This is a genomic window from uncultured Bacteroides sp., from assembly GCF_910585845.1.
GTDB lineage: Bacteria > Bacteroidota > Bacteroidia > Bacteroidales > Bacteroidaceae > Bacteroides.
Window position 1 is genome coordinate 29,126 of the sequence record NZ_CAJUHF010000002.1, and the last position, 17,231, is coordinate 46,356.

Consider the following 17,231-nt stretch of genomic DNA (forward strand, 5'->3'; position numbering starts at 1 on the left):
ATTTTTATTATTCTATTTTCCATTTTCCATTCTCCCAATCAGCAAGCAAAGCCCGATGAACGTAAATAGGGCATTGAGTATCAGAAGTTCGTAACTGAACTGGTAGCCATTGAACCAAACTTCCGAGTTCTTCTGCAGGACGAAGCAGAGCACAGGAGAAAGAAGGGTCACCAACGGAATGTATCTGTCGCGAACGGGCTGTTTCATGAAGATGCCGAACGCGAACATGCCAAGTATCGGACCGTACGTATAGCTGGCAAGAATATACACGGCATCAATCACACTCGTACTGTTCAGCAGATGGAAGATGAAGATCGTGATGCCCATCAGCGTCGCCATACCTACATGCACGCGCTTGCGCATCTTCACGACTTCGGCTTCCGTCCGCCCTTTCGTCCCCAGAATGTCCACCGTGAAAGAGGTGGTCAGGGCAGTCATTGCCGAGCCTGCCGCAGAATAGGCGGAAGAGATAAGCCCGATGATGAACAGGATGCCCACCACTGCGGGAAAGAAACGGCTGGTGGCTACCAGCGGGAAAAGCTCGTCGCTCCGCCCCACCTGTATGCCCTGCCGGTCGGCAAAGAGGTAAAGCAATACCCCTAACATCAGGAAGAGCAGGATGATGAAGAACTGGGATATGGCACTCGTTATCATATTCTTCTGCGCGTCTTTGGAGTTCCGGCAACTGAGGTTACGTTGCATCATGTCCTGATCCAGTCCCGTCATGGCAATCATGGTGAATGCCCCGGCAAAGAACTGCTTGAAGAAATATTGTTTACTGTTCACATCGTCGAAAAAGAAGATGCGCGACATCCCGCTGTCGGCAATGGCACCGACCATGCCACCGAACGACAGCCCTAAATGGGAGGCGATATAGTAGATGCAGAGCGCCACCGAAACAACCAAGCAGAACGTCTTCAACGAGTCTGTCCAGATAAGCGATTTCACCCCACCCCGGAACGTATAGAGCCATACCAACAATACCGTCACCGCCACATTCAGCAAGAAAGGCAACCTGAAAGGCTCGAACACCAACAGTTGCAGCGCCAGGCAGACCAGATAGAGACGGACGGATGCCCCCAACATCTTGGAGACGAAGAAGAACCAGGCTCCTGTCCGGTAAGAGCACATTCCGAAACGCTCCTCCAGGTATTCGTATATGGAGACAAGGTTCATCCTGTAGAACAGTGGTGTCAGCACAAAGGCTATGACCAGCTGTCCCGCCACGAAGCCCAACACCATTTGCAGATAGCCGAAACTGCTGCTTGCCACCATGCCCGGCACGGACACATACGTCACGCCGGAGATGCTGGAACCGATCATGGCAAACGCCACAACGTACCAAGAGGATTTGCGATTACCCGTAAAGAAGCCTGCATTGTCCGCCTTCCGCCCAGCGACGTAGGAGACAATAAACAGTATCGTGAAGTAAGCGGCAATGGTGATAAGGACAGCTATCGAATTCATACTGGGATTATTCAAGGGGTTATCGGATTCTTGTTATTCGGTTCTCAGACTCTTACTATTTGATTCTCAGATTCTCGTTATTCAGTTCTCAGACTCTTGTTATCTGATTCTCGAACTCTCGTTATTCGCTTCTCGTCGTTCGGTTCTTTCAATTCTCGTCGTAAAGAAGGTAGGGCTTGCGCTGCACCTTGAACTTCGCTACGTCTTCACTCCACATCGCTTTGATCTCTTCGGCGCTCTTTCCCGCCTTAATCATCTTCCGTACGTAGTCCCTCCCTATCAAGAGCTCGAAGTAAGAGGTGAAGAAGCGTTCTTTCGATTTCATCTTACGATATGCGTCGATAAGGTAGCTCAGGTCCAACCCGCGCTTCCAGATCTCTTCGTCGCTCATGCCGCCGAGGTCTACCCCGTGGCACAGCTTGCCGAGCAGAGGAGGATTCTTCGCCCCAGGAAGACTTCGCGGGGTGAAACTGTAGCTGCAACCGGTCATATCGGGATGCCCATATACTTGAAAGGGACGCGCAGTCCCCCTGCCCAGACTGACCTGAGTACCCTCGAAAAGGCACGTAGAGGGATAGAGGTAGACAGACTTCATATCGGGCAAGTTGGGAGACGGGGGAATAGGCAGGCGGTAGCGGGTCTGATGCGTATAGTTCCGGCACGGAATGACCGTCAAGTCGCACTTCCGCGCTCCGGGCAACCAGCCTTCGCCGTTCACCATCCGGGCAAGCTCACCCAAAGTCATCCCGTGGACAACGGGAATCGGCAACCCGCCCACACCAGAGCGGTATTTCATATCCAGAATAGGTCCGTCCACATAGTGCCCGTTCGGATTGGGGCGATCCAGTATCAGCATCCGCTTGCCGTGCTCAGCGCAAGCGTCCATCAACCGGCACATCGTGATATAATAGGTATAGAAACGCAATCCGACGTCCTGGATATCCACTACTAACAGGTCGAACTTCTGCATGGAGGCGCGGCTCGGTTTCCGCTCCTTGCCGTCATAAAGGGAAAGGATAGACACGCCCGTCTTCGGGTCGGCTGAGTTGGAGACGTGTTCGCCTGCGTCCGCACTTCCCCGGAAGCCATGCTCCGGCGAGAAGATGGCCACGACGTCGAAACGGTTCTCTACCAGGATGTCCAGCAGATGGCGGTCGCCCACCATGCCGGTATGATTGGAGAAAACGGCAATCCGCTTCTCCTTCAGGAGGGGAAAATATTCTTCGATCTGTTCATCGCCTGGAATGACCCGCATCTGTTGCGTCCGGCAAAAGCCGGAAACACTGCACAAGAGCAAGGCAAGTAGCAAAAATCTCTTCATAGCAATCTTATTTCGTTAAAAAGATATTTATTGCAACAAATATAAATGAAAATCATGAGAATCTCATACCAACAGGATAAAGAATATATTTTTCTTTAGAGGAAAAAGTTCATTAATCTGGCGCATACACATTGCGCTGTCCGGAGAGAGATGTCGCGTTTTATGCCGAAGAGCTGTGCATCTCTTCGCGCTATCTTTCCTGCATAACCAAGGAGATAGGGCAGACGACTGCCAAGAGTTTCATAGACAGTTTCCTGATACTGGAGCTGAAGGTGGCGCTGCAATCTACGGACTTGTCGCTCAAGGAGATTGCCGAGAAGTACCGCTTTCCGGGCCAGTCTTTCTTCGGGCGTTTTTCAAGAAGCATACGGGCATGTCGCCCAAGGCGTTCCGGGCGAAGAAGGGATGAGGAGGGGAGAATGGAAAATGGAAAGGGGAAAAAGCGGTTCACCGGAAGGGGGTAAAAGAGGTTAATACGTTTGTTAATGTTTCTTTCTGTTTTGAGGCTGTCGCCGGTCATTTTCCGGTCTGTTTTGGGCTTGTTTCGGCATGATTTGACCCGATTTGGCTTGCTGCGTGTTCGTTCAGTGTTCGCTCGATGTTCGCTAAGTGTTCGCTACACCTTCGTTACGGGGCCGTTACAGGGCCGTTACAGGGCCGTTACAGGGTCGCTCCTTGGGAACGATGTTAAAACGACCCCGTAATTTTAAGACTTCGAGCCTGTAGTGTTACGGGAGGTTAATCGGCGTTTTTTCGCTGCGTTATAGTTGCATTGTTGGGTTCGTGTATCTCATATATGCATCATAATTCTGTAGCTCGTAGCTCCGTAACTCGTCATCCATAATCCTGAAACTCGAAACTGCATAGGCCGTAACTCGTAACTGCATAAGCCGCTACTGCGTAACAAAAAAGAGGCACCCGAACGCTTCAGCATTCCGGCACCTCTCCTTACCTAAGGATGTGTATGTTTGTCTCTTTCGAGAGAGTATTCTTTCATTTCAGAAAATGCTCTCTTTCTTCTCAGAGAATAATTCTTTCTTCTTAGAGCGCATTCTCCTTCACCAGATATTCGGCAATCTGCACGGCATTCAGCGCAGCGCCTTTCTTGATCTGGTCGCCTACGATCCAGAACGTCAGCCCGTTCTCGTTGGTCAGGTCCTTGCGGATACGGCCTACGTAGACGGGATCCTTGCCTGCCAGGAAGAGCGGCATCGGATAGACCTTCTCCTCCGGATTGTCCTGCAACACCAGTCCCTCGCCCTTGGCGAAGGCCTCGCGAGCCTCTTCTACCGACACCGGACGCTCCGTCTCCAGCCAGATGCTCTCCGAGTGAGAACGCAACGCAGGTACACGCACGCACGTCGCACTGACCTTGATATCGGAGTGCATAATCTTGCGCGTCTCGTTATACATCTTCATCTCCTCCTTCGTATAGCCGTTCTCCGTGAAGACGTCGATCTGAGGAATGAGGTTGAACGCCAGCTGATAGGCGAACTTCTCTACCGTGACAGGCTCGCCTGCCAACACCTGACGGTACTGGGCATACAACTCGTCCATCGCTGCGGCACCCGCACCGCTGGCTGCCTGATATGTAGAAACGTGTACGGTCTTGATGTGCGAAAGCTGTTCGATGGCCTTCAGCGCCACCACCATCTGTATCGTCGTACAGTTGGGATTGGCAATGATGCCCCGCGGACGATCCTTGGCGTCAGCTGCATTCACCTCGGGCACTACCAAGGGCACATCGTCGTCCATACGGAACGCGCTGGAGTTGTCTATCATCACCGCGCCATACTTGGTGATGGTCTCGGCAAACTCCTTCGAGGTGCCTGCGCCTGCGGAAGTGAAAGCGATATCTACCCCTTTGAAGTCATCGTTGTGTTGCAAGAGTTTCACCTCGATCTCTTTACCGCGGAATGTATACTTGGTACCGGCACTGCGTTTCGAACCGAACAATACTAACTCGTCCAACGGGAAATTCCTTTCATCGAGCACACGCAGGAACTCCTGTCCCACGGCTCCGCTTGCTCCAACAATAGCTACTTTCATTTTTGTTTTGTTTTTGTTTTGTTGTTATATCAGTTTATAATTAAGCTTCCGGCAAACAAGGCTACACAAGGCTTCTGCCGACAAGATACTTTCAGTAAACGAGGCTTCAGCCGACAAGAAGCTCCCACTAAACGAGGCTCCTGCTGATAAGAAATCCTTCGCCATCTCTATAAAAACGATAGAATTGGCTGCAAATTTATAACAATTTGCTGTATGACAACGCACAAAATGAAAAGTTTTTTGTTATTTTGCAGTGTAAAACCCAAAACTCGAACCTATGGACCTGTTTGATTTTAGCCTGAAACTGCCTATAACCGACCCTACATGGATATTTCTCCTTGTACTGCTCATCATCCTGTTCGCCCCCATCCTGCTGAACAGGCTCCGCATCCCGCACATCATCGGCATGATACTGGCGGGACTGGTGATCGGCGAACACGGGTTCAACATCCTGGCGCGCGACAGCAGCTTCGAGCTCTTCGGCAAAGTGGGCCTCTACTACATCATGTTCCTCGCCGGACTGGAAATGAACATGTCCGACTTCAAGCAGAACCGCAGTAAGGCAGTCGTACTCGGCCTGCTCGCCTTCATCATCCCCATCGGAATCGGCCTGCTGACCAACATGGCCTACCTGAAATACAGCTTCATCACCTCCGTACTGCTGGCCAGTATGTACGCCTCGCATACGCTCGTAGCCTACCCCATCGTCATCCGCTACGGCGTCTCCCGCCACCGAAGCGTGAGCATCGCCGTGGGTGGCACAGCCGTAACGGACACGCTCACCTTACTCGTGCTCGCCGTAGTGGGTGGACTCTTCAAGGGCGAATCGAACGGCCTGTTCTGGATCTGGCTCGTAGTCAAAGTCCTCTTTCTCGGCAGCCTGATCGTCTACTTCTTCCCCCGCATCGGACGCTGGTTCTTCCGCCGCTACGACGACAACGTGATGCAGTTCATCTTCGTTCTCGCCATGGTCTTCCTCGGCGCCGGACTGATGGAGTTCGTGGGCATGGAGGGCATCCTCGGCGCCTTCCTCGCCGGACTGGTGCTGAACAAGCTCATCCCGCACGTCTCCCCGCTGATGAACCACCTGGAGTTCGTGGGCAACGCGCTCTTCATCCCCTACTTCCTCATCGGTGTGGGCATGCTGATCGACATACACGTGATATTCGGCCACGGCGATGCCCTGAAGGTGGCAGGCGTGATGATCATCGTAGCCCTGACCGGCAAATGGATTGCCTGCTGGCTGACGCAGAAACTCTACAAGATGGGCGCCATCGAACGGAAACTGATGTACGGACTGAGCAACGCCCAAGCCGCAGCCACACTCGCCGCCGTGCTCGTGGGTTACAATATCATCTTGCCCAATGGCGAACATCTCCTGAACGACGATGTGCTGAATGGCACGGTACTGCTCATACTGGTCACCTGTGTAGTCAGTTCCGTTATCACCGAACGCGCCGCACGCCGCATAGCCATCGACGAGGCCAACCTCGAAGCTGAAAACCGTCCCACGGAGCAGGAGAAGATACTGATACCGGTAGCCAACCCGGACACCATAGAAGACCTCGTAGCCCTCTCCTTAGTGATACGCGACCCGAAGCAGCGGGACAACCTCCTCGCCCTGAACGTGATCAACGACAGCAACGCCTCGGGTGCCCTCGAGCTTCGCGGCAAGCGCTATCTGGAGAAGGCAGCCATGATAGCTGCTTCGGCGGACGTCCCCCTGAAGCTCATCAGCCGTTACGACCTGAACATCGCCTCGGGCATCATACACACCGCCAAAGAGCACGAAGTGACGGACGTCGTGATCGGTCTGCACCGCAAGGGCAACATCGTAGATTCCTTCTTCGGCTCGCTGGCTGAGAACCTCTTGAAGGGCCTGCACCGCGAGGTGATGATTGCCAAATTCCTGATGCCCATCAATACGATACGGAGAATAAACATCGCCGTCCCGCCGAAGGCAGAATACGAAGCGGGCTTCCAGAAGTGGGTGGAGCATTTCTGCCGCATGGGCAGCACGCTGGGATGCCGGGTGCACTTCTTCGCTAACGAGGAGACCACCGCCCTCCTGCAAATGCTGGTGAAGAAGCGTTATGCCGCCACTCCCACCGAATTCTCGCGCCTGGACGACTGGGAAGACCTGCTCCTGCTGACCGGACAAGTGAACTATGACCATCTGCTGGTCATCATCACCGCCCGCCGCGGCTCCATCTCCTACGACCCTGCATTTGAAAGACTTCCCAACCAGTTGGGTAAATACTTCGCCAATAACAGCCTGATCGTCCTCTATCCCGACCAGTTGGGCGAACCGCAGGATATGTTGTCTTTCTCCAATCCGCGCGGCAACAACGAAGACCAGCATTACGAGAAGGTGGGCAAGTGGTTTTATAAGTGGTTTAAGAAGTAATTTAAAGAGGGAGTTATCAAGAGTTAAGAGAAAGTCAAGAGGGAGTTATCGGGAATTAGAGGCCGATAGTCTTCCCTTACCATAAATAAGATAATCCCCCTTTACCATAAATAAAAAGGAACAACATGAACGATTGGCAACAAAGAACCAGCCTCTTGCTGGGTGAAGATAAGATAGAACGCCTCAGGCAGGCACATGTGCTTGTCGTCGGGCTTGGCGGCGTAGGAGCGTATGCGGCAGAGATGATTTGCCGTGCGGGCGTAGGGCGCATGACCATCGTAGATGCGGACACGGTGCAGCCCACGAACATTAACCGGCAACTTCCGGCGCTGCACTCCACCCTGGGACAGAGCAAAGCAGAAATATTGGCAAAGCGGTTCCGCGACATCAATCCGGAGCTCAGCCTGACCGTGCTGCCGGTATTCCTGAAAGACGAAAACATCCCCGAACTGCTGGATGCGGCACATTACGATTTCGTAGTCGATGCCATCGACACCCTCGCCCCCAAGTGCCACCTGATTGCGGAGACCTTGAAGCGGCGCATCAAAATCATCTCAAGCATGGGCGCAGGAGCAAAAAGCGACATCACACAGATTCGTTTTGCCGATATCCACGACACGTATCACTGCGGGCTGAGCAAAGCCGTCAGGAAACGCCTGCAGAAGATGGGTATCAAGCATAAGTTGCCGGTAGTGTTCAGTACGGAACAGGCAGACCCGAAGGCCATCCTCCTGACAGAAGAGGAGATGAACAAGAAATCTACGTGCGGAACGGTCAGTTACATGCCCGCCGTGTTCGGATGTTATCTGGCGGAGTATGTGTTGAAGAGAATATGATGGGAAATAAATGGGAAATGGAAAATGGAAAGGGGAAAATGGAAAATGGGAACTCATTTACCCTTTAACTCCTTACCCCTGTTGCAAATAAGAAAACAATGATACAATTAGAAGGAATAACCAAGAGCTTCGGTACCTTGCAAGTATTGCGGGGTATCGACCTGAATATAGGCAAAGGAGAGGTAGTCAGCATCGTCGGACCGAGCGGAGCCGGAAAGACTACTTTGCTCCAGATTATGGGTACGCTGGACGTCCCCGACAACGGCACAGTGACGATTGCCGGCACATCGGTCAGCCGGATGAAGGAAAAAGAGTTGTCGGCTTTCCGCAACAAGCACATCGGTTTCGTATTCCAGTTCCACCAGCTCCTGCCGGAGTTCACGGCACTGGAGAATGTGATGATTCCCGCTTTCATAGCCGGCGTAGGACAAAGGGAAGCCACAGTCTCAGCGATGGAACTGCTGAAGTTTATGGGCTTGGCAGACCGCGCCGGACACAAGCCGAACGAGCTTTCAGGGGGCGAAAAGCAGCGCGTAGCCGTGGCACGCGCCCTTATCAACCATCCCGCCGTAGTTCTGGCAGACGAACCTTCGGGTAGCCTCGACACCCACAACAAGGAGGAACTGCACCAGCTCTTCTTCGACCTGCGCAACCGCTTCGGACAGACCTTTGTCATCGTCACCCACGACGAAGGACTGGCACAGCTCACAGACCGGACGGTGCATATCGTGGATGGGGAGATCGTAGGGCAATTGACAATTGACAATTACAGTGGGAACGAGGAGATACGCAAGGAAGTGCGTTAAGCCTCGCCATACCTTGCGTTGTCATTTCCCTGTATTCATCACTCCCAAGTCATTGTCGCTATTGCTCACCTTCCTTTGCATCACTTTGAACTTGCGCCCGAAAGAGAAGTTATAGGACAGGTTGACAAGGAACAACTATGCACTCTCCTTGATATAACTTTGGGTCTTATAAAAAGCGAAGCGGTTCCAGTTCTCATTCTGTATCTTATAGTTATTGGTGAACGGATTGAAAGCGCCGACTCCGATTCGCAGGTCTTTAAGTTTATAGTATATACCCAGCATCTGCATATTGTTCTCCCCGCCGGTCAATGTTTCGCCCCAAAAACTGTTCTGGTTGCCAAACAACTGCCAGAACAGGGAGAAACGCTTGTAGTTTCATCAATTCAAATCCGCGAAGCCAGTTCAGTGGCTTTGCGGAGAAAGGGCTTATCTCTCCTGCCCCGCAAACTCCATCAGGTATGCCTTGATGAACCCGTCCAACTTACCGTCCATCACACCGTTGACGTCCGAAGTCTGGTAGTTGGTGCGGTGGTCTTTCACGCGGCGGTCGTCGAACACGTAGCTGCGGATCTGCGAGCCCCATTCGATTTTCTTCTTGCCGGCTTCCACCTTGGCTTGCTCTGCCATGCGGTGCTGAAGCTCCTTGTCGTAAAGCATGGAGCGGAGAAGGCGGAGGGCATTCTCGCGGTTCTTGGGTTGGTCGCGGGTCTCGGTGTTCTCTATCAGGATTTCCTCTTCCTCACCGGTATAAGGGTCTTTGTACTGATAGCGCAAGCGCACACCAGACTCCACCTTGTTGACGTTCTGTCCACCGGCACCGCCGCTTCGGAACGTATCCCACGACATGCGGGCAGGCTCTATGTTCACTTCGATCGTGTCGTCCACCAGCGGAGTGACGAATACCGAAGCAAAAGAGGTCATTCGCTTGCCCTGCGCATTATAGGGAGACACACGCACCAGACGATGCACACCGTTCTCACCTTTGAGATAGCCATATGCATAACCGCCCGAAATCTCGATGGTACAGGTCTTGATGCCCGCCTCGTCGCCTTCCTGCAGGTTGGAGATCACCGCCTTGTAGCCGTTGGTTTCGGCATAACGCAGATACATACGCATCAGCATGCTTGCCCAGTCCTGGCTCTCCGTGCCACCCGCACCGGAGTTGATTTTCAGCACGCAGTCCATCTGGTCCGCCTCTTCGCGCAGCATGTTCTTCAGTTCAAGCGCTTCGACGGCTTCCGATGCCTTGGCGTAGGCTTCGTCCACCTCCTCTTCGGTCACAAGCTCGTCCTTGTAGAAGTCGAAAGCCAGTTGCAACTCTTCCGCCAGGGTCTTCACTTCCTGATAGCCGGCAATCCATTGTTGCAGTCCCTTCACCTTCTTCATCTGGGCTTCGGCGGCTTTCTGGTCGTCCCAAAAGCCCGGCGCCTGAGTGCGCAGCTGCTCCTCTTCCACCTCTATTTTCTTGCCTTCTATATCCAAGTAGCGTTCAAGCGCTTCGGTGCGCTCTTTGATGTCTTTCAGTTGTTCTATGGTAATCATAAGCCGCAAAAATAAACTTTCTGATAAAATATTCAATTTTGAGTTGCAAAGGTAGGAAAAAAACACATACTTTTGCAGTTATCAATTTAATAAGTCTATTTATGAACAAATTATTCAGACAAATTGGTTTAGCGATTGCCCTGCTGGCAACGATAAGCCTGAGTAGTTGTGCTCCAAAGTACAGCTACGAGACAGTCGACAACGACCCGCTGAAAGCCCGCATCTACACGCTGGACAACGGGCTGAAGGTCTACATGACCGTCAACAAAGAAACGCCGCGCATCCAGACTTACATCGCCGTGCGCGTAGGTGGTAAGAACGATCCCGCGGAAACCACCGGACTTGCTCACTATTTTGAGCACCTGATGTTTAAAGGCACCACCAATTTCGGCACGCAGAACTACGAGATTGAGAAGCCTATGCTCGACCAGATCGAAGAACAATTCGAAATCTACCGCAAGACTACGGACAGCCTGGAGCGCAAGGCGATCTATGCCCGCATCGACAGCCTCTCTTACGAAGCGTCCAAATATGCCATCCCCAACGAATATGACAAACTGATGACAGCCATCGGCGCCAACGGAACAAACGCCTACACCAGTTTCGACGTGACCTGCTACACCGAAGACATCCCCAGCAACCAGATTGAGAACTGGGCGAAGATTCAGGCCGAGCGCTTCGAGAACTGCGTCATCCGTGGTTTCCACACCGAACTGGAGACGGTGTACGAAGAGAAAAACATGTCGCTGACACGCGACCCGCGCAAGGTGTACGAAACCGTGCTCTCCTCGCTCTTCACCCATCATCCTTACGGCACACAGACCGTGCTCGGCACACAGGAACACCTGAAGAATCCTTCCATCACGAACATCAAAGAGTACTACAAGCAATGGTACGTGCCCAACAACATGGCAATCTGTCTCTCCGGCGACTTCGACCCCGACCAGATGATTGCCACCATCGACAAATATTTCGGCGGACTGAAGCCCAACCCCAACCTGCCGAAACTGAACCTGCCGAAGGAAGAAGAGATCACCACGCCGATCGTGCGCGAAGTCTTCGGACCGGATGCGGAAAGCATCGCACTGGCATGGCGTTTCCCCGGAGCGGCAAGCAAAGAGGTGGAGACCTTGCAAGTCGTTTCCCAAATACTCTACAACGGTCAGGCCGGCTTGTTCGACCTCGACCTCACGCAGCAGCAGAAGACCTTGAGTTCCTATTGCTATCCCATGACCATGAGCGACTACAGCGTGATGCTGATGCAAGGACGCCCCAAGCAGGGACAGACTCTGGACGAAGTGAAAGACCTCATGCTGGGTGAACTGAAGAAACTGCGCGACGGCGACTTCGACGAGAAGATGCTGGAGGCAAACATCAACAACTTCAAGCTCAGCCTGATGCAACAGTTGGAGAGCAACGATGCCCGTGCCGACATGTTCGTAGAATCGTTCATCAACGGCAGTGACTGGGCAGACGAAGTGACCGCCCTCGACCGCATGTCCAAGCTGACTAAGGAAGACATCGTTGCCTTTGCCAACAAATACCTGAAGGACAATAACTACGCCGTCATCTACAAGCGCCAAGGCAAAGACCCCAACGAGAAGAAGATGTCGAAACCTGAGATCACTCCTATCGTGATGAACCGCGACACGGCAAGCGCCTACCTGAAAGCGATACAGGCAAGCACCGTACAGCCCATCGAACCGGTATTCCTGGACTTCTCCAAAGACCTCGCCCAGCTGAAAGCCAAGTCGGACATCCCCGTGCTCTACAAGCAGAACACGACGAACGACCTCTTCCAGCTGATCTACCTCTTCGACATGGGCAACAACAACGACCGTGCACTCGGCACCGCCGCCCAATACCTCGAATACCTCGGCACTGCCGACATGACTCCCGAAGAGGTGAAGAGCGAGTTCTATCGCCTCGCCTGCTCGTTCTATGTGTCACCGGGCAGCAAGCGTACCTACGTCGTACTCTCCGGCCTCAGCGAGAATATGCCCGCCGCTATGGCTCTGTTCGAGAAAGTGATGGCAAACGCCCAAGTCAACCAGGAGGCTTACATCAACATGGCAAAGGATATCCTGAAAGCACGCAAGGATGCCAAACTGAACCAGTCGCAGAACTTCTCGCGCCTGCTGAGCTACGCCACCTACGGTCCGAAATCGCCTGTCACCAACCAACTGACCGAAACCGAACTGGCTTCCATGAATCCGCAGGAACTGATTGACCGCGTGAAGGGGCTGAACAGCTTCAAGCACCGCATCCTCTACTACGGTCCGAACAGCCAGGAAGAGTTGCTCGCCATCATCAACAAGGAGCATCAGGTGCCCGAAACCCTGAAAGAGATTCCCGTAGGAAGCAACTTCAAACAGCTGCTCACACCGGAAACGAAGATTTTCATCGCTCCCTACGATGCCAAGCAGATCTACATGGCGCAAATCTCCAACAAGGGAGAAGCATTCGATCCGGCTTCCGAATCCGGTCGCCAACTGTATAACGAGTACTTCGGCGGCGGCATGAACTCCATCGTATTCCAAGAGATGCGCGAGAGCCGCAGCCTCGCCTACTCGGCATGGGCAGGCATGCTGTCACCGACATATCTGGACGAGCCTTACGTGCTCCGCACCCAGATTGCCACGCAGAACGACAAGATGATAGATGCCATCAATACATTCAACGACATCATCAACAACATGCCAGAGTCTGAAGCTGCCTTCCAGCTTGCCAAAGAGGGTATGATCACTCGCATGCGTACGGACCGCATCATCAACATGGACGTCATCTGGAGCTACATCAGCGCCCAATATCTGGGTCTGGACGTAGACAGCCGTATCCAGCTGTACAACGACGTGCAGAACATGACGCTGCAAGACGTCATCGACTACCAGAAGAAATGGATCAAGGGACGTACTTACACGTATGCCATCCTGGGTGACAGCAAAGAGTTAGACATGGATGCCTTGAAAAAGATAGGTTCCGTGACCGAACTGAAACAGGAAGAGATCTTCGGCTACTAAGAACCTGTTTAAATTTTCTTCAAAAAGAACTCACAAAAGAAGGCTGAACAAAATTTAAACAGACTCTAATCCGGCCGGATCCGTTCCGTGAAACAAAAAAATCCGTCTCGTGAGATGAAAATAATCATCCCGTGAGACGGATTTTTTTATCCCATGAGACGAATTTATTCGTCCCGTGGGATGACAATCGTCATCCGCTGCAAGTCTTCTTCCTTAGAGCTTCCGCCCACCATCACTTCGTAACTGCCCGGACATACCCTTACGGTATTGGTCTGTTCGTCCCACCATTCCAATTCTTTGTCTTTCAGTTCGAACTCCACATTGACGCTCTTTCCGGCAGGGATATGTACGCGTCTGAATGCACGCAGCGTCTTGATCGGTCCTTCCGCATCGCCCTGTTTCCTGAGGTACACCTGCACAACTTCGTCTCCGTCGCGCTGACCCGTATTGGTGACAGGCACGATAAGTGTCAACGCATGCTGTCCGGCAGCAAGTTCACTCCTGTCCGATGTGGGCGTGCCATAGCTGAAGGTGGTATAGCTAAGTCCGTAGCCGAAGGGGAACAACGGTGTCTCGTGCATATAGCGGTAAGTTCTGCCCGTCATGTCATAGTCTTCGAAATCGGGCAACTGAGACACGTTGCGATAGAACGTGACCGGCAACCTTCCCGCCGGATTATACTTGCCGAACAAAACCTCGGCAACCGCCGTACCACCCTGCTGACCGGGGTACCGGCTTGTCAGATAGGGATCTTCGCCATAGGTCTCGATACCCCTACCCCAACGCGGGTCACGGTAGATGTTCACCGTAGGAGTCCACATCGTCAGTCCCTGATAGCGTTCGCGGCTTCCTTGGGAGGTATAATGGAACCGTCCATCATGAGAAGTGCCTTCTCTTCCAGCGTAAGCTCCTTCACAAGAAGCTCTGCCCTCCTTTCGGGGAACAAAGAGGCATCCTTATAGGACGGCTCTCCACAACCCGCCAGAGCAAGGAAAGGCAATAAATAAAAAAGTTTCTGTTTCATATTTTTAGAGTTCTATTAACGGAACGTCACAAAAATAGGAAACAGAAACTATAATAAGGTGGAAATATTAATTATAAATGTGTATTATTCTACCCTTCGTACATTTTATCAATCAGTTCCTTGTAGTTCTGCGCCACAGCAGCACGTTTCAATTTCAGCGTGTTGGTCAGCTCGCCGCGCTCCATGCTGAAAGGTTCCGGCAGGAGGATGAAGCGCTTCACCTGTTCGTAATGGGCAAACTGCTGCTGCAAGGTGTCTATGCGTGCACGGAACAGTCCCATGATTTTGGGGTGTTGCAGCAGTTCTTCCATGTCTTTGTATTCGATGCCTTTCTCCTTGGCATACTCCTTGACGTAGCCATAGACAGGGACAATCAGGGCGGACACAAACTTGCGCTGGTCGGCAATGATGGCAATCTGGTCGATGTAGCGGTCGATCGCCAGCTTGGTCTCCAGTGCCTGCGGGCTGATGTATTTCCCGTTGGAAGTCTTGAAGAGGTCCTTGATGCGCTCCGTCAGGTAGAGATGGCCGTCTTTCAGGTAGCCGGCATCACCGGTGTGGAACCAGCCGTCCTTGTCGATGGCGGCGGCAGTGGCTTCGGCTTTCTTATAGTATCCCTTCGTGATGGTCTTTCCGCGCAGAAGGATTTCGTTCTCTTCTCCGATCTTCACCTCCACATCAGGCATCAACATACCCACCGAACCGATCTCAAAACCCTCGCTGGGGAAACAGGATACGGTGGCCGTCGACTCCGTCAGTCCGTAGCCCACGATCATATTGATGCCGACCGAATGGACAAACTCGCATATTTCATCGGGCACGGCCGCTCCGGCGGTAGGAAAGAAGTTACCGTTTTCGATGCCGATGGTCTTCTTCAGCAGGGCGTAGACGGTCTTCTCGTAGAATTTATACTTCAGCTGGTTCATCAACGGCGGGGTCTTGCCCTTACGCAGGTAATCAATATTGTGTATCTTGCCTGTCTTGATGGCATCCAGCATCATGGCCTTCTTCAATCCGGTCGTTTGTGCAATCTTCTCCTGCACTCCGGCATATACTTTCTCCCAAAAGCGCGGCACACTGCACATCAGCGTCGGGCGTATCTCTTTGATCGTGGTCTGTATGTCTATCGGACGGAGGTTGATGCAGACCTGTACACCCTTATGGATACAGAAATAGGTCCATGCCTTCTCGAAGACGTGCGTCAGCGGAAGGAAGTTCATGGAGACGTCTTTATCGCTCATGGCTGTCAGGCGTATGTCGTGGATGCGGAATGCCTCATTGTAGTTGGAATGGTGAAGCATGACGCCTTTCGGTTCGCCCGTCGTGCCGGATGTATAGAGGATATTGGCAAGGTCGTCGTTCGATGCGCGCGAAGTACGTTCTTCTACAATGCTGTTGTTCGGCAATCCTTTTCCGGCTTCCAGAAATTCATCGAAATAGATGGAAGTCGTATCTCTGGGGTCGCGCACCACGGCACGGTCGAAGATGATGAGCCGCTGCAACGACTGGCAAAAGCCGAACACGCTGAAAGCTGCATCATACTGGAATTGCTCGCCCACAAAGAGATAGCGTATCTGGGCATCGTTGATGATATATTGAGCTTGTGCCGGCGAACTGGTGGCATACAGCGGTATGGTCACTGCCCGGTTGGCAAATGCCCCGAAGTCCGTATAGAGGCATTCGGGTTTATTCTGCGAGAATATTCCGATGTTTTCTTCTTCCTGCACACCTAACTGCACGAATGCATTCGCCACTTGTCTCACAGTTTGCGAAAACTGGTTCCAAGTGACAGGTATCCATTGCGATGTCTCGTAGTCTCTGTATTTCAAGGCTACTCTATCGCCATACTTCTCTGCCCGGCGATGTACGAGGACAGATAAATGATGATAAGTCATATTATTCATATAATTAGTAAATACGCTGCAAAGGTAGTTGTTTCATTTGAAACTATTTCTATCTATGAGAATGAAATGTTGGGTATGTAACTTTGCAACATTTAGCACGATTGCATAAAAGGGAATCATTATTCCATATTTTTTTTCTTTTTTCCAATCATATTCAAATATTATATATACATTTGCGACTGATATATTTTTAATATCAACATAATAACTTTACTAATATAAAGAAAATTTTAGCATTAATCGCCATACTGGCGATAGGTTTAGGAAGTGCTAACGCACAAGAAAACCTCAGATGGGGTGTTACAGCAGGTATGAACGTAAGCAAATTCTCCATCAGCGGACTGGATAGCCGAATTGGTTTCCACGCAGGTGTTAAAGCCGAATTAGGATTGCCGCAAGTTACAGAAGGAGCTTACATGGATTTTGGTGCATTGCTTACTTTAAAAGGAGCAAAACTCGATGGAGGTGCCGCCGGTAACCTCAAATTCAATCCATACTATCTTGAGGTTCCTGTACATATTGGTTATAAATATGCAGTGAATGACGATTTTACCCTGTTTGCCAATGCCGGTCCGTATGTTGCTATCGGCTTGTTCGGCAAAGCAAAAGCTAATATCAATGGTGAGCTTGGTGCTGACTTAGGCATTGACAGTTCGGCATCAGAAAACATTTTCGGAGACGATGGATTCAGACGATTCGATCTTGGGCTGGGGCTAAAAATCGGCGCTGAGTTCAGCAAAAAATATCAGGTATCTTTCGGTTATGATTTCGGCTTGATTGAAACAGCGAAAGATTCAGGCATCAAGAACAGAAACCTGATGATTTCCATAGGACTAATGTTCTAACCGATATAGA

General features: G+C 51.7%; 12 protein-coding genes and 2 pseudogenes. 6 read left to right on the forward strand and 8 right to left on the reverse strand.

Features of this window, described 5'->3' with window-relative positions:
• Positions 1 to 12: 12 nt before the first annotated feature.
• Positions 13 to 1,467, reverse strand: a complete 1,455-nt coding sequence (locus QZ323_RS00940; protein WP_294632053.1) for a sodium:solute symporter — start codon at positions 1,465 to 1,467, stop codon at positions 13 to 15.
• Positions 1,468 to 1,615: 148 nt separating this feature from the next.
• Positions 1,616 to 2,788, reverse strand: a complete 1,173-nt coding sequence (locus QZ323_RS00945) for a DUF1343 domain-containing protein (protein ID WP_294632054.1) — start codon at positions 2,786 to 2,788, stop codon at positions 1,616 to 1,618.
• A 131-nt stretch (positions 2,789 to 2,919) separates the two neighbouring features.
• Between QZ323_RS00945 and QZ323_RS00950 the strand changes: the two genes are divergently transcribed.
• Complete coding sequence (locus QZ323_RS00950) at positions 2,920 to 3,252, forward strand: helix-turn-helix domain-containing protein (RefSeq protein WP_294632056.1); 333 nt, start codon at positions 2,920 to 2,922, stop codon at positions 3,250 to 3,252.
• Positions 3,253 to 3,829: 577 nt separating this feature from the next.
• On the opposite strand, the gene QZ323_RS00955 is transcribed toward QZ323_RS00950, so the two are convergent.
• Positions 3,830 to 4,837, reverse strand: a complete 1,008-nt coding sequence (locus tag QZ323_RS00955; protein ID WP_294632058.1) for an aspartate-semialdehyde dehydrogenase — start codon at positions 4,835 to 4,837, stop codon at positions 3,830 to 3,832.
• A 277-nt stretch (positions 4,838 to 5,114) separates the two neighbouring features.
• On the opposite strand from QZ323_RS00955, the gene QZ323_RS00960 reads away from it, so the two are divergent.
• The 3 genes from QZ323_RS00960 to QZ323_RS00970 all read left to right on the forward strand — a co-directional run bounded on the left by QZ323_RS00960 (position 5,115) and on the right by QZ323_RS00970 (position 8,886).
• Entirely contained in the window at positions 5,115 to 7,244 is a 2,130-nt protein-coding gene (locus QZ323_RS00960) for a cation:proton antiporter (RefSeq protein ID WP_294632060.1), read from the forward strand.
• Positions 7,245 to 7,369: 125 nt separating this feature from the next.
• Positions 7,370 to 8,080: a tRNA threonylcarbamoyladenosine dehydratase gene (locus QZ323_RS00965; protein WP_294632061.1), complete on the forward strand. Its 711-nt coding sequence runs from the start codon at positions 7,370 to 7,372 to the stop codon at positions 8,078 to 8,080.
• Between the two features lie 98 nt (positions 8,081 to 8,178).
• Positions 8,179 to 8,886 (forward strand): ABC transporter ATP-binding protein, encoded by a 708-nt coding sequence (locus tag QZ323_RS00970; RefSeq protein WP_294632063.1) that lies wholly within the window; start codon positions 8,179 to 8,181, stop codon positions 8,884 to 8,886.
• Positions 8,887 to 8,907: 21 nt separating this feature from the next.
• Here the strand turns inward: QZ323_RS00970 and QZ323_RS14425 are convergent.
• Positions 8,908 to 9,261 (reverse strand): annotated as a pseudogene (locus QZ323_RS14425) (TonB-dependent receptor); the annotation flags it as partial.
• A gap of 51 nt (positions 9,262 to 9,312) precedes the next feature.
• Positions 9,313 to 10,428 carry a peptide chain release factor 2 gene (prfB, locus tag QZ323_RS00980; protein ID WP_294632066.1) on the reverse strand — a complete coding sequence of 372 codons (1,116 nt, stop codon included), beginning with the start codon at positions 10,426 to 10,428 and terminating at the stop codon, positions 9,313 to 9,315.
• A 101-nt stretch (positions 10,429 to 10,529) separates the two neighbouring features.
• On the opposite strand from prfB, the gene QZ323_RS00985 reads away from it, so the two are divergent.
• A complete protein-coding gene (locus QZ323_RS00985; protein WP_294632067.1) occupies positions 10,530 to 13,448 on the forward strand; it encodes a M16 family metallopeptidase in 2,919 nt (972 codons plus the stop codon).
• A 164-nt stretch (positions 13,449 to 13,612) separates the two neighbouring features.
• On the opposite strand, the pseudogene QZ323_RS00990 reads toward QZ323_RS00985, so the two are convergent.
• The 3 genes and pseudogenes from QZ323_RS00990 to QZ323_RS01005 all read right to left on the reverse strand — a co-directional run.
• Positions 13,613 to 14,179, reverse strand: a pseudogene (locus QZ323_RS00990) (fibronectin type III-like domain-contianing protein); the annotation flags it as partial.
• 92 nt (positions 14,180 to 14,271) lie between these two features.
• Positions 14,272 to 14,472, reverse strand: a complete 201-nt coding sequence (locus QZ323_RS01000) for a hypothetical protein (protein WP_294632068.1) — start codon at positions 14,470 to 14,472, stop codon at positions 14,272 to 14,274.
• Positions 14,473 to 14,561: 89 nt separating this feature from the next.
• A complete protein-coding gene (locus QZ323_RS01005) occupies positions 14,562 to 16,367 on the reverse strand; it encodes an AMP-dependent synthetase/ligase (protein WP_294632185.1) in 1,806 nt (601 codons plus the stop codon).
• Positions 16,368 to 16,594: 227 nt separating this feature from the next.
• On the opposite strand from QZ323_RS01005, the gene QZ323_RS01010 reads away from it, so the two are divergent.
• A complete protein-coding gene (locus QZ323_RS01010) occupies positions 16,595 to 17,221 on the forward strand; it encodes a porin family protein (protein WP_294632187.1) in 627 nt (208 codons plus the stop codon).
• The last annotated feature ends 10 nt before the right edge of the window (positions 17,222 to 17,231 follow it).